Source organism: Janibacter limosus, assembly GCF_004295485.1.
In the GTDB taxonomy this organism is placed as follows: Bacteria; Actinomycetota; Actinomycetes; order Actinomycetales; family Dermatophilaceae; genus Janibacter; species Janibacter limosus_A.
In genome coordinates this window covers 1243015-1257117 of the sequence record NZ_CP036164.1, presented here as the reverse complement: position 1 = coordinate 1257117, position 14103 = coordinate 1243015, and the positions used below count along the sequence as shown (strand labels likewise).

The window sequence follows — 14103 nt, the reverse complement described above, 5'->3', positions numbered from 1 at the left end:
CGACGCAGTCCGTTTCGAAGGGAGGGGCCCTCAGGGCCTCTCCCTTCGTCGTGCCAAGGGACACGTGCGGCGCGGTGCGGCGATGGGCTGCGGGGCGGCGATGGGTGGGGTGTCGCGCGCCGAAGTCCCTTCGTTGGGCGGCACCTCATCCATCGCCTTCTCCTGTCCGTCAGCCGGCCTTCTTCGCCCGGCGGGCGGCGGCGGTCGCCTTGCTCGAGACGGTGGCCTTCTTGGCTGCGGCCTTCTTGGCCGGGACATTCTTCGCGGCCGAGGCCTTCTTCGTGGTGGTCTTCTTGGCGGCCTTCTTCGCCCCCTTCGTCACGGGGGTCACGTCCTCCTCGACGACCAACTGGCCGACGATGGGCTTGGTGGCAGCCGCGGTGAGGACCGGCTTCAGGAACTGCCCCGTGAAGGAGCGCGGCACGGCCGCCACCTGCTCCGGGGTCCCGCTCGCCACGACCTGACCGCCGCCGGATCCCCCTTCGGGGCCCATGTCGATCACCCAGTCGGCGCACTTGATCACGTCGAGGTTGTGCTCGATGACCAGCACGCTGTTGCCCTTGTCGACCAGGCCCTGCAGGACGATCAGGAGCTTGCGGATGTCCTCGAAGTGCAGCCCGGTCGTGGGCTCGTCGAGGACGTAGATGGTGCGTCCGTTGGACCGCTTCTGCAGCTCGGCGGCGAGCTTGACCCGCTGGGCCTCCCCACCGGAGAGGGTCGTCGCCGGCTGGCCGAGGCGCACATAGCCCAGACCCACCGCGTTGAGCGTCTTCATGTGCCTGGCGATGGCCGGGACCGCCGCGAAGAAGTCCTCGGCCTCCTCGATCGGCATGTCGAGGACCTCGGCGATGTTCTTGCCCTTGAAGTGGACCTCGAGGGTCTCCCGGTTGTAGCGCGCCCCGTGGCAGACCTCGCACGGCACGTAGACGTCGGGCAGGAAGTTCATCTCGATCTTCAGCGTGCCGTCACCCGAGCAGGCGTCGCAGCGACCGCCCTTGACGTTGAAGGAGAAGCGCCCGGGCTGGTAGCCGCGGACCTTGGCCTCGCTCGTCTGGGCGAAGAGCTTGCGCACGTGGTCGAAGACCCCGGTGTAGGTCGCCGGGTTGGACCGCGGGGTCCGGCCGATGGGGCTCTGGTCGACGTGGACGACCTTGTCGAGGTTGTCCAGGCCGGTGACCGTCTTGTGCCGCCCGGGAACCCGGCGGGCGCCGTTGAGCTTGTTGGCCAGGACGTTGTAGAGGATGTCGTTGACGAGCGTCGACTTGCCCGAGCCGGACACACCGGTGATCGCGACGAAGTTGCCCAGGGGGAAGGTCACCTCGATGTCGACGAGGTTGTTCTCCTTGGCGCCCTTGACGGTCAGCTCGCGCCCCGGGTCCTGCGGGCGGCGCGTGGCCGGCAGCGGGATCTCCAGCTCGCCCGACAGGTAGCGGCCGGTGACGGAGCGCTCACTGGTCAGCAGCTCCGCCAGGGGTCCGGAGTGCACGACGTGACCACCGTGCTCACCCGCTCCGGGGCCGATGTCGACGACCCAGTCGGACGCCGCGATCGTGTCCTCGTCGTGCTCGACGACGATCAGGGTGTTGCCCAGGTCCCGCAGTCGGGTCAGCGTCTCGATGAGCCGGTGGTTGTCGCGCTGGTGCAGGCCGATGCTCGGCTCGTCGAGGACGTAGAGGACCCCCACCAGACCGGAGCCGATCTGGGTGGCGAGGCGGATGCGCTGGGCCTCGCCGCCGGAGAGCGTGCCCGCCGCGCGCGACAGCGAGAGGTACTCGAGGCCGACGTCGAGGAGGAAGCCGAGCCGGGCGTTGATCTCCTTGATGACCTGCTCGGCGATCTGCTGCTCACGCTCGCTGAAGTCCACCGTGTCGAGGAACCCGGCCGCCTCGCGGATGGACAGCGCTGACACGTCGGCGATGCTGCGACCGCCCACGAGCACGGCCAGCGACTCCGGCTTCAGCCGGGTGCCCGCGCACGTGGGGCACGGGATCTCGCGCATGTACCCCTCGTACTTCTCACGGCTCCAGTCCGACTCGGTCTCGGTGTGCCGCCGCTTGATGAAGGGGATGACCCCCTCGAAGCCGGTGCTGTAGGACCGCTCGCGCCCGAAGCGGTTGCGGTACTTGACGTGGACCTTGTGGTTGCGGCCCTCGAGCAGGGCCTCGCGGGCCCGGCTCGGCAGGGCCCGCCACGGGGTGTCCATGTCGAAGCCGAGGTCGTCGCCGAGCGCGGCCATCGTCCGCTGGAAGTACTGCGCGGACTGCGTGCCCTGCGCCCACGGTGCGATCGCGCCCTCGCCGAGGGTCAGGTCGTCGTCCGGGACGACGAGGTCGGCATCGACCTCGAGCTCGGTGCCCAGCCCGGTGCACACCGGGCACGCGCCGAAGGGAGAGTTGAAGGAGAAGGAGCGGGGCTCGATCTCGTCGATGTTGAGGGCGTGGTTGTTGGGGCAGGCCATCGTCTCCGAGTAGCGACGCTGCCGCTCGGGGTCGTCCTCCTCACGATCGACGAAGTCGATGACGAGGACGCCACCGGCGAGCCCGAGGGCGGTCTCCACGGAGTCGGTCACGCGCTGCTTCGCCGCCCGGTCCTCGTCCCCCTTCGCCACGAGACGGTCGACGACCACGTCGATGGTGTGCTTGACCTGCTTCTCCAGCGTCGGCGGGTCCGACAGCGACACGACCTCGCCGTCGACGAGGGCCCGGCTGTACCCCTTGGCCCGGAGCTCGGCGAAGAGGTCGACGAACTCACCCTTGCGCGCGCGGACCACGGGGGCCAGGACCTGGAAGCGGGTTCGCTCGGGCAGCTCGAGGAGCCGGTCGACGATCTGCTGCGGGCTCTGCCGGGTGATCGGCTCACCGCACACGGGGCAGTGCGGCCGGCCGACCCGGGCGAAGAGCAGGCGCAGGTAGTCGTGGACCTCGGTGATCGTGCCGACGGTGGAGCGCGGGTTGCGGTTGGTCGACTTCTGGTCGATCGAGACGGCCGGTGACAGCCCCTCGATGAAGTCCACGTCCGGCTTGTCCATCTGGCCGAGGAACTGGCGTGCATAGGCCGACAGCGACTCGACGTAGCGGCGCTGCCCCTCGGCGAAGATCGTGTCGAAGGCGAGGGACGACTTGCCCGAGCCGGAGAGCCCGGTGAAGACCACGAGGGAGTCTCGCGGGATGTCGATGTGGATGTTCTTGAGATTGTGCTCGCGGGCGCCCTGGACGACGATCCGGTCGTGGAGGCGGGAGCCGGAGGCCTTGGCAACAGTCACGCCCTCCACCTTAAGTGCCGCCACCGACAGCCCACCCCACCCTCCGGGCGGGCACGGTCCCCAAGGCCTAGCCTGACGTGATGAGCACTCCCATCGAGGACTATGCCGCCATCGGCGACACCGAGACCGCTGCCCTGGTGTCGAGGGAGGGATCCGTCGACTGGCTCTGCCTGCCCCGCTTCGACTCCTCCTCCTGCTTCACCGCGCTCCTGGGCACCCCGGAGCACGGCCGGTGGTTGATCGGCCCCGTCGGCGAGGCCACCACGACGCGCGCCTACCGCGGTGACTCGTTCGTCCTCGAGACGGTCCACACGACGTCGACCGGCTCGGTCAAGGTCACCGACCTGATGCCCCTCGGCGACGGCCGGGCCGACCTCGTGCGCGTCGTCGAGGGCTTGGAGGGTGAGGTGGAGATGCTGCAGGAGTGGGTCGTGCGCTTCGGCTACGGCCGCATCCGGCCCTGGGTCGCCCACTCGCCCGGCCACGAGGAGGACACCGAGGTCATCACGGCCATCGCCGGCAACGACATGCTGGTCTTCCGCGGGTCCCGCCTCCCCCGCCCCGACGGCCCGCACCACCGGGACCGCTGGACGGTGAGGGCTGGCGAGCACTACAACTTCTCGACGACCTGGGTCGCGTCCTACAAGCCCATCCCCCCGCCGTTGGACATCCACTCCCGGATCGAGTCCACGCACGCGCGCTCGTCGCAGTGGGCCTCCCGCTGCACCTACGAGGGCCCCTACCGTGCCGAGGTGGTGCGCTCGCTGCTCACCCTGCGGCTGCTCACCGACACCCGGCGCGGCGGCATCGTCGCGGCGGCCACCACGAGCCTGCCGGAGGACTTCGGCGGCGGCCGCAACTGGGACTACCGCTACTGCTGGCTGCGCGACGCGTCGCTGACCCTTGAGTCCCTCCTCAAGTCCGGCTACGTCGGCGCCACCAAGCTGTGGCGCGACTGGCTGGTGCGGGCCATCGCCGGCGACCCCGAGGACATGCAGATCATGTACGCGGTCGACGGTGGACGCGAGCTGCCCGAGCGTGAGCTCGACCACCTGCCCGGTTACGCGGACAGCCGCCCGGTGCGCATCGGCAACGGTGCCGTCAACCAGAAGCAGACCGACGTGCTCGGCGAGGTCATGATCGCCCTCGAGGACGCGCGCTCCCAGGGCCTGAAGGAGTCACCCCAGTCGTGGGCCGTCCAGCGCGCCCTCGTGAACAACCTCGCCGAGCACTGGGACCAGGCCGACAACGGGTTGTGGGAGATCCGCGGACCCTTGCGCCACTTCACGCACTCCCGGGTCATGGTGTGGGCGGCCTTCGACCGGGCGATCCGGGGGGTGGAGCTGCACGGGTACGAAGGGGACGTGGAGCGGTGGCGGGACCTGCGCGAGCGGGTGCACGCGGACGTCCTCGACAAGGGCTGGAACGAGGACCGGCAGACCTTCACGCAGCACTACGAGACCGACGAGGTCGACGCCTCCCTGCTGCTGATCCCCATGGTCGGCTTCCTGCCGCCCGACGACCCCCGGGTGCTGAGCACCGTGGCCGCCGTCGAGCGCGATCTCATGCGTGACGGATTCCTCCTGCGCTATCGCACCGAGAGCGGTGTCGACGGCCTCGAGGGCGACGAGCACCCCTTCCTCGCCTGCTCGTGGTGGCTGGTCAGCGCCTATGCCCTCACCGGTCAGCTCGACAAGGGCCATGCCCTCATGAAGCGCCTGTGCGGTCTGCTCAACGACGTGGGCCTCGTCGCCGAGGAGTACGACGTGGGCGGACAACGCCAGGCCGGCAACTTCCCGCAGGCCTTCAGCCACCTCACCCTCATCGGCGCCGCCTACGCCCTCCGTGACGCCGAGGCCGCGGACCAACGCGGCCACGAGCCCGAGACCGACAACACCGCCACCCCGATCCACCCCGTCGAAGGAGACCCCTCATGACCACCACCTACGACCCCGACGTCTCCCCCGGCGGGCCGTGGTCCACCCGTGAGCTCGTGGGGCTGACGATCCGCAAGATGTCCGTGTCCGAGATGCACAACAACGTCTACCTGCTCACCTGCCGCACGAGCGGGGAGCAGCTGCTGATCGACGCGGCCGACGACGCCGCCAGGATCCGCGATCTCGTCACGGCCGGCGGCGCCGGCCTGGACCACCTCGTGACGACCCACCAGCACTGGGACCACGTGCGAGCGCTCGTCGACGTCACCAAGGAACTGGCTCCCGAGACCCACGCAGGTGAGGACGACGCGTCGTCCCTGCCCCAGCTGCCTGACCACCGGCTCCGCCACGGTGACCGGATCACCTTCGGCGACGTGGCGCTCGACGTCGTCCACCTGCGCGGCCACACCCCCGGGTCGGTGGCGCTGGCCTACGACGACCCCGAGGGTCACGTCCACCTCTTCAGCGGCGACAGCCTCTTCCCCGGTGGTGTCGGCAACACCAAGATGCCGGGCCAGAGCTTCGCGGCGCTCTTCGCCGATGTCACCCAGCGGGTCTTCGACGTGTACGACGACGACACCTGGGTCTACCCGGGCCACGGGTCGGACACGACGCTGGGCGCAGAGCGACCACACCTCGACGAGTGGCGCGAGCGCGGCTGGTGACCTGAGCCTTGGCGGCGCCGGGCCGCCTCTTCAGTGCGTCGTCGCGACCTTCACGCCGAACCCGAGCATCGCGGCCCCCATGCCCGCCTCGATCCGGCGACGCACGGCGGGCGCGGACAGCACCGCGCGGGCCCGGTCTGCCAGGACGACCAGGCCGGTGAGCCAGAGCGCGCCGAGCGCGACGAGACTCAACGCGTAGAGCGCGAGCACTGGCACCCCCGCACCGTCGCCGACGAACTGCGGCAGGACCGCGAGGTTGAAGGCAAGCACCTTGGGGTTGGTGATGTTGCACAGGAACCCCTGGGCGAAGACCCGGCCGCGGCCCGCCCGAGGGCGCTCCCCGCTCGCCCCCTCCTCGACCTCCGCAGCGAAGTCCCCCTTCCATGCCGTCCACAGCGCGTGCGCGCCGAGCCAGAGGAGGTAGGCCGCGCCGACCCACTTCACCGTGAGGAAGAGCGGCTCGCTCGCGACGATGATCGCCCCCAGGCCACCGGCCGCGAGCAGTCCCTGGACGGCACCGGCGGCGGTCACTCCGGCCATGGTCACCAGTCCGGCCACGCGACCACGCACGAGCGCGGCACGCAGCGTCAGGGCGGAGTCAGGGCCGGGCGCGATCGTGATGATCAGGACCAGCGCGAGGAAGGACAGATAGGTGGTCACGAGAGCGAAGACTAGGGTGACGCCGTGAGTCGTGTCGATGCCGTCCCAGCGCCGGTCCTGGTCCTCGCGGGGGTGCTGTCGGTGCAGTTCGGCGGAGCCCTGGCCGCGACTCTCGTCCCCGAGATCGGTGCCGCGGGATCGGTGGTCCTGCGGCTGGGCATCGCCACGGTGCTGCTCGTCGCCATCGCCCGTCCGAGGTGGCGCGGCCACAGTCGTCGAGACCTCGGGACGATCCTCTGCTTCGGCCTGGCGATGGGGTTGATGAACTTCGCCTTCTACGGCTCGCTCGGTCACCTGCCCATCGGCGTCGCGGTGACGATCGAGTTCGTCGGACCGCTCACCCTCGCCGCCGTGCTCTCCCGGCGCCCCCGTGACCTGGTTGCCGTCGGCGCTGCCGCGATCGGCGTCCTCCTCATCTCGCGCGCCCTGAGCCTGCCCCTGGACCAGCTCGAGGGGACGGGCATCCTGCTGGCGCTCGCGGCCGGGGCCTGTTGGGCCGCCTACATCATCTTCTCGGGTCGCACGGGCGCAGCCTTCCCTCGGCTCGAGGGCCTGGCCCTGGCCATGGTCGTGGCAACGGTGGTCGTCCTGCCCTTCGGCCTGTGGGATGTCGCGCGGCACGGCACCGCTGCGTGGGACGCGGAGGTCCTGCTCAAGGGCGTGGGCATCGCCGTGCTGTCATCGGTCCTGCCCTACTCGCTCGAGCTGCTGGCACTGCGCCGCCTGGCCCCGGCCGTCTTCGGCATCCTGCTGAGCCTCGAGCCCGCCGTGGCGGCGCTCGCCGGCCTCGTCGTCCTCGGGCAGCGCCTCTCCCCGGTCCAGCTGCTGGGGATGGTCCTCGTGGTCCTCGCCAGCGTCCTCGTGCTGGGTCTGGGGGCGCGCCGGCCCCGTGCGGAGCTGCCGGTCTGACGGCATGACGAAGGGGGCTGGTCACCGCGGTGGTGACCAGCCCCCTTCGCCGGGAGGAACGCCGGCTCAGTGCCGCGAGTCGATACCCGCCTTGGCGTCCTTGTTGGACTTCCAGAGGCTGGCGATCGTGGTGACCCCGAGGATGACGACGATGGCGCCGAGCGAGAAGACGGTGGAGATCTCCGGGACCGCCACCTGCTCGCCGCCGTTGATGAAGGGGAGCGTGTTCTCGTGGAGCGCGTGCAGGATGAGCTTGACGCCGATGAAGGCGAGCAGCACCGACAGGCCCAGGCTCATGTAGACCAGCTTCTTCAGCAGACCGCCGATGAGGAAGTACAGCTGTCGCAGACCCATGAGGGCGAAGAGGTTGGCCGTGAGCACGATGTACGGCTCCTTGGTCAGGCCGTAGATCGCCGGGATCGAGTCGAGGGCGAAGAGCAGGTCGGTCATCCCGAGCGCGACGACCACGATGAAGATCGGGGTCGCGACCCGCTTGCCGTTTTCCTTGGTGAAGAGCTTGGAGGACCATTCGCTCGTGCTCGGCACGGACTTCTGGAACCACTTGACGACGCCGTTGGGCTCCCAGTCCTCCTCCTCGTCGTCGCTGCCGGTCGCCAGCTTGACCGCGGTGTAGATGAGGAAGGCGCCGAAGATGTAGAACACCCAGGCGAACTGGTTGATGGCCGCCGCGCCGACGAAGATGAAGATCGTCCGCAGCACGATGGCGATGATGATGCCCCACAGCAGAGCCGTCTGCTGGAACTTCTGCGGGACGCTGAACTTCGCCATGATGATGATGAAGATGAAGAGGTTGTCGACCGAGAGCGAGTACTCGGTCAACCAGCCGGCGAAGAACTCGGTGCCCCGATCACCGCCTTCGGTCAGCCACAAGGCGATGCCGAAGATGACGGCCGCCGCGACGTAGATGCCGAGGGTGATCGAGACTTCCCTGGTCGTGGGCACGTGCGGCCGTCGGGCCACCATGATCACGTCGAAGGTCAGGACGGCTGCAGCGACGGCGAGCGTCAGCAGCCAGACCCAGGTCGGCACGACCATGGTGCCGCCGCTGATGATCGCGGGCTGGAGGGTGGAGAGGGTGGACAAGAGGAACCTTCCGGACAGGGGAACACGTCCGGAGGTCTCTCCCACCTGGGTCAGGCCACTGCCCCGGGTCGGACGAACCAACCGTGCTGACGAGACAGCGCTGCGGGGATACTCCCCTCCGTTGTCTCGAGTGTCTCACGCCGCGCGACCGGATGCGCCGCATGACAGGACGAAGGTGGTCCGTCAGCGGGTCGCGGCGGTCATCTGCCGCAGCTCCTTCTTCAGGTCACCGATCTCGTCGCGCAACCGGGCTGCCAGCTCGAAGTGCAGGTCGGTCGCCGCCTGGTGCATCTGGTCGGTGAGCTCCTGGATGAGGCGAGCCAGCTCGGTGGCCGGCAGGTCCCGACCGCGCTCGCTGGAGTCCGCGTCAGCCTTGGCGCTGCGGCTCTTGCCCCGGGACTGGCTGCGACCGGACCCGAGCAGCTCGGCCGTGTCGGCGTCCTCTCGCCGCAGCATGTCCGTGATGTCCGCGATCTTCTTGCGCAGCGGCTGGGGGTCCAGTCCGCGCTCGCGGTTGTAGGCGATCTGCTTGACCCGACGACGATGTGTCTCGTCGAGAGCCTGCTGCATGGAGGGGGTGACCTTGTCGGCGTACATGTGCACCTGGCCCGACACATTGCGCGCGGCGCGGCCGATCGTCTGGATGAGCGACCGTGCGCTGCGCAGGAAGCCCTCCTTGTCGGCGTCGAGGATGCTCACGAGGGAGACCTCGGGCAGGTCGAGGCCCTCGCGCAGCAGGTTGATCCCCACGAGCACGTCGTACTCGCCCAGCCGCAGCTCGCGCAGCAGCTCGACCCGGCGCAGGGTGTCGATGTCGGAGTGCAGGTAGCGCACCCGGACCCCCTTGTCGAGGAGGTAGTCGGTGAGGTCCTCGGCCATCTTCTTGGTCAGGGTCGTCACGAGCACCCGCTCGTCGCGATCGGCACGCTGGCGGATCTCGTGCAGCAGGTCGTCGATCTGCCCCTTGGTCGGCTTGAGGACGACCTCGGGGTCGATCAGGCCGGTCGGGCGGATGACCTGCTCGACGTAGCCGTCGGACTTGGCCAGCTCGTAGTCACCCGGGGTCGCCGAGAGGTAGACCGTCTGCCCGGTGCGCTCGAGGAACTCCTCCCACGTCAGCGGGCGGTTGTCCATCGCGCTGGGCAGCCGGAAGCCGTGCTCGACGAGGGTGCGCTTGCGCGAGGCGTCGCCCTCGTACATGGCACCGATCTGCGGCACGGTCTGGTGCGACTCGTCGATGACGAGGAGGAAGTCCTCGGGGAAGTAGTCGAGCAGGCAGTTGGGGGCGGTCCCGGGCAGCCGGCCGTCGATGTGCATCGAGTAGTTTTCGATCCCGGCGCAGCTGCCGACCTGCCGCATCATCTCGATGTCGTAGGTCGTGCGCATGCGCAGCCGCTGGGCCTCGAGCATCTTGCCCTGGCGCTCCATGCCGGCCAGGGTGTCCTCGAGCTCGGCCTCGATGCCGGCGATGGCGCGCTCCATGCGCTCCGGACCGGCGACGTAGTGGGTCGCCGGGAAGATGTGCATCTGCTCCTCCTCGCGCACGACCTCGCCGGTCAGGGGGTTGAGGGTGTGGATGCGCTCGATCTCGTCGCCGAAGAACTCGATCCGCACGGCGAGCTCCTCGTAGACCGGGATGATCTCGACGGTGTCGCCCCGAACCCGGAAGGTGCCACGGGTGAAGGCCAAGTCGTTGCGCGTGTACTGCATCGTGACGAACTTGCGCAGCAGCTCGTCCCGGTCGATCTCGGCCCCGACCTCGAGCGTGACCATCCGGTCGACGTACTCCTGGGGGGTGCCGAGGCCGTAGATGCAGGAGACCGAGGCGACGACGATGACATCGCGTCGGGTCAGCAGGCTGTTGGTGGCGCTGTGCCGCAGCCGCTCGACCTCCTCGTTGACCGAGCTGTCCTTCTCGATGTAGGTGTCCGACTGCGGCACGTAGGCCTCGGGCTGGAAGTAGTCGTAGTAGCTGACGAAGTACTCGACGGCGTTGTTGGGCAGCAGCTCACGGAACTCGTTGGCCAGCTGCGCCGCCAGCGTCTTGTTGGGTGCCATCACCAGGGTGGGGCGCTGGACCTGCTCGATGAGCCAGGCCGTCGTCGCGGACTTGCCGGTACCGGTGGCACCGAGGAGGACGACGTCCTGCTCCCCGGCCCGGACCCGCCGGGTGAGGTCGGCGATCGCCGTGGGCTGGTCCCCCGCGGGCTCGAAGTCCGAGACGACCTCGAAGGGAGCCACCGTACGTTGCAGATCGGTCACCGGGCGCATGACGTCAACCGTATGTCACCCCACCGACAACGCTCAGAAGTCGACCGGGTGCTCGGTCAGACCCTCGCGGGCGTCACCACTGCGGATGACTCTCCAGTGCCCGCCCGGGCCGCGGCGCAGGGTCCACCGCCCCAGCCGCGCGATGGGCGCCAGCGCCATCACCAGGCCGCGCACGGCGTCCTGCGCCTCGTCGTCCTCGGCGGCGTCGTGCGTCCCCGACACGAGGAAGCGCAGGTGGATCTGCGGCTGCCCGCGCACGATCTCGACGGAGCGGTCCTCGACCCGGTGACCGAGGGCGAGCAGCTCCTCGGCCCGGGGCAGCAGGCTCTCGGGCGGGATCCCGGGCGAGACCCCGTGGACGTCGACCGCGACACGGTAGGAGGGCACTCAGGCCCCCTCGACGTCGGGAGACCACCCGGTCTCGCGCGCCCACGCCTCGATCCGCTCGGACACCGCGTCGAACCACGGCTCCTTGGCGTCGGCGTACTCGGCGCGCCGCAGGCCGGCTGCGGCCAGTCGGTGCTTCTCGGCGCGGTAGCCCGTGCGCGCCGACTCGTCGGCGCGCAGCCAGTCGCGAAAGAGCAACGCCCACCGCCAGCCGGGTGAGTCGACCTCACGCACGTGCAGGTGGATGGGCACCGCGGGGTCGCAGCCGAGGTGGTAGCGCTTGGGCCAGTGCTGTCCGTCCTTGGACGCGTCCTGGTCGACGCCCTCGATGCGGGGCCACCCCCCTTGGTCCATGGCGCGCGTGAAGGCAGCGGAGTCCGCCACGGCGAGGTCGGCGACGCCCACCTGCAGGTCGATGATCGGCTTGGCGTACATCGGCACCGCCGTCGAGCCGATGTGGTCGACCGTGACCGCGAGATCACCGAGGCGATGGCGCAGCCGGGCGATCTCTCGCGCGGCCCGGCCGGCCCAGGCAGGGTCCGGGTCGAGCAGGGTCAGCTCCTGCGGGGCCCGCACCGGGCTCGACGTGGCCAGGTTGTCGGCGAAGGGGGTCAGCCGCTCCTGCCAGAGCCGGTCGACCGCCACGACGAGGTCGTCGGGGCTCCCGTTGTTGTCCAGGAGCACGTCGGCGACGGCACGACGCTGCTCGTCGGTGGCCTGGGCCGCGATGCGCGATCGGGCCTCGTCCTGCGGCATCCCCCGCAGCTCCACGAGGCGGCGGACCCGCTCCTCCTCATCGGTGTCGACGACGAGCACGAGGTGGTACTCCCCCGCCATCTGCTTCTCCACGAGCAAGGGCATGTCGTGCACCGCGACGGCCGTCCCGGCCTGCTCCGCCGCCCTGAGGCGCTGCGCCGTCCGACCCCAGATCGCCGGGTGCGTGATCCCTTCAAGATCGGCCAGCGCCTGCGGGTCGCCGAAGACCACGCGGCCGAGCGCTGGCCGGTCGAGGGCGCCGTCGCTGGTGAAGACCCCGTCGCCGAAGCGCTCGCGGATCTGCTCCAGCGCCGGCTCGCCCGGCTCGACCACCTCCCGAGCGATGAGGTCGGCGTCGATGACGACGGCCCCGAGCTCGGTCAGCCGACGCGAGACCGTCGACTTGCCCGACCCGATCCCACCTGTGAGTCCGATGCGCAGCATGGGCCCGATCCTAGGCACCCCGGGGCATGACGAAGGGGGCGCCGCACCGGATCGGTGCGACGCCCCCTTCGACGTGGTGCTGCTCGGGTCAGTTGCCCGTGAGCTTCTCGCGGAGCGCGGCCAGCGCCTCGTCGGAAGCCAGCGTGCCCTCGTTGGTCGGTGCCTGGGCACCGGCGCTCGGGGTGGACGAGCTGCTGCTGCCGCTGCCGCTGTCCGAGCTGTACGAGGTGGCGGCGACGGAGTCGTTGCCACCCTCGGCGGCAGCTGCGTCATCCGCAGCAGCCTTCTCGACCTGGGCCCGGTGGGCCTCCCAGCGCGCGTGGGCGTCGGCGTACTGCTTCTCCCAGGCCTCACGCTGCGTGTCGTAGCCCTCGAGCCACTCGTTGGTCTCGGAGTCGAAGCCCTCGGGGTACTTGTAGTTGCCCTGCTCGTCGTACTCGGCAGCCATGCCGTAGAGCGTGGGGTCGAACTCCGTGAGGTTGGCGCCGTCCTCGTTGGCCTGCTTGAGGCTCAGCGAGATGCGACGACGCTCGAGGTCGATGTCGATGACCTTGACGAAGATCTCCTGGCCGACGTTGACGACCTGCTCCGGCAGCTCCACGTGGCGCTCGGCCAGCTCGGAGATGTGGACCAGGCCCTCGATGCCGTCCTCGACGCGCACGAACGCACCGAAGGGGACCAGCTTGGTGACCTTGCCCGGGACGACCTGACCGATCGCGTGGGTCCGGGCGAAGTGCTGCCACGGGTCCTCCTGCGTCGCCTTGAGCGACAGGGAGACGCGCTCGCGGTCCATGTCGACGTCCAGGACCTCGACCGTGACGTCGTCGCCGACCTCGACGACCTCGGACGGGTGGTCGATGTGCTTCCAGGACAGCTCGGAGACGTGGACGAGACCGTCGACGCCGCCCAGGTCCACGAAGGCACCGAAGTTGACGATCGAGGAGACGACTCCCGTGCGGACCTGCCCCTTCTGGAGCTCCTTGAGGAAGGTCGTGCGGACCTCGGACTGGGTCTGCTCGAGCCAGGCACGGCGCGACAGGACCACGTTGTTGCGGTTCTTGTCGAGCTCGATGATCTTGGCCTCGATCTCCTTGCCGACGTACGGCTGGAGGTCGCGGACGCGACGCATCTCCACGAGGGAGGCGGGGAGGAAGCCACGCAGGCCGATGTCGAGGATGAGTCCACCCTTGACGACCTCGATGACGGTGCCGGTGACGACGCCGTCCTCCTCCTTGATCTTCTCGATGGTGCCCCAGGCGCGCTCGTACTGAGCCCGCTTCTTGGACAGGATGAGTCGGCCTTCCTTGTCCTCCTTCTGGAGGACGAGGGCCTCGACGAGGTCGCCGACGGCGACGATCTCCGAGGGGTCGACATCGTGCTTGATGGACAGCTCACGCGAGGGGATGACGCCCTCGGTCTTGTAGCCGATGTCGAGAAGCACCTCGTCGCGGTCGACCTTGACGATGTGGCCCTCGACGATGTCGCCATCGTTGAAGTCCTTGATCGTGGCGTCGATGGCGGCGAGAAGATCTTCCTCAGAGCCGATGTCGTTGATGGCAACCTGAGGGGCGGCGGTCGTGTCGACCGTGCTGGCAGTCATGTAGTAGGAACTCCGATTGTGGACAGATGATCGTGCGGGACGGGTGCATCGCACCCGGGTGCCCGGGTGGGCACACAAATACGCTCCTCCATCGTAGTGCGTCCGGGC

The 14103-nt window shown here is 69.3% G+C and carries 10 protein-coding genes; 3 read left to right on the top strand and 7 right to left on the bottom strand.

Annotation, left to right across the window (positions count from 1 at the left end):
• Positions 1-169: 169 nt before the first annotated feature.
• Positions 170-3262, bottom strand: a complete 3093-nt coding sequence (gene uvrA / locus EXU32_RS06000; RefSeq protein ID WP_130629077.1) for an excinuclease ABC subunit UvrA — start codon at positions 3260-3262, stop codon at positions 170-172.
• Positions 3263-3342: 80 nt separating this feature from the next.
• On the opposite strand from uvrA, the gene EXU32_RS05995 reads away from it, so the two are divergent.
• Both EXU32_RS05995 and EXU32_RS05990 read left to right on the top strand, forming a co-directional pair.
• On the top strand, positions 3343-5199 hold the full coding sequence (locus EXU32_RS05995) for a glycoside hydrolase family 15 protein (RefSeq protein ID WP_242612901.1): 1857 nt from the start codon (positions 3343-3345) through the stop codon (positions 5197-5199).
• Entirely contained in the window at positions 5196-5864 is a 669-nt protein-coding gene (locus tag EXU32_RS05990; protein ID WP_130629076.1) for an MBL fold metallo-hydrolase, read from the top strand. Before EXU32_RS05995 ends, EXU32_RS05990 begins: the two co-directional genes overlap by 4 nt.
• Positions 5865-5894: 30 nt before the next feature.
• Here the strand turns inward: EXU32_RS05990 and EXU32_RS05985 are convergent, their stop codons facing one another.
• Positions 5895-6524: a LysE family translocator gene (locus EXU32_RS05985; protein ID WP_130629075.1), complete on the bottom strand. Its 630-nt coding sequence runs from the start codon at positions 6522-6524 to the stop codon at positions 5895-5897.
• A gap of 24 nt (positions 6525-6548) precedes the next feature.
• Between EXU32_RS05985 and EXU32_RS05980 the strand changes: the two genes are divergently transcribed.
• A complete protein-coding gene (locus tag EXU32_RS05980; RefSeq protein WP_130629074.1) occupies positions 6549-7433 on the top strand; it encodes an EamA family transporter in 885 nt (294 codons plus the stop codon).
• Between the two features lie 66 nt (positions 7434-7499).
• Here the strand turns inward: EXU32_RS05980 and EXU32_RS05975 are convergent, their stop codons facing one another.
• The 5 genes from EXU32_RS05975 to rpsA form a co-directional block, all read right to left on the bottom strand.
• Entirely contained in the window at positions 7500-8489 is a 990-nt protein-coding gene (locus tag EXU32_RS05975; protein ID WP_130631073.1) for a TerC family protein, read from the bottom strand.
• 231 nt (positions 8490-8720) lie between these two features.
• Entirely contained in the window at positions 8721-10808 is a 2088-nt protein-coding gene (gene uvrB / locus EXU32_RS05970; protein WP_130629073.1) for an excinuclease ABC subunit UvrB, read from the bottom strand.
• Between the two features lie 33 nt (positions 10809-10841).
• Positions 10842-11195, bottom strand: coding sequence for a hypothetical protein (locus EXU32_RS05965; protein WP_130629072.1), 354 nt, complete (start codon positions 11193-11195; stop codon positions 10842-10844).
• Positions 11196-12395 (bottom strand): dephospho-CoA kinase, encoded by a 1200-nt coding sequence (gene coaE, locus EXU32_RS05960; protein WP_130629071.1) that lies wholly within the window; start codon positions 12393-12395, stop codon positions 11196-11198.
• A gap of 88 nt (positions 12396-12483) precedes the next feature.
• Positions 12484-13995, bottom strand: coding sequence for a 30S ribosomal protein S1 (rpsA, locus tag EXU32_RS05955; RefSeq protein ID WP_130629070.1), 1512 nt, complete (start codon positions 13993-13995; stop codon positions 12484-12486).
• Positions 13996-14103 lie beyond the last annotated feature (108 nt).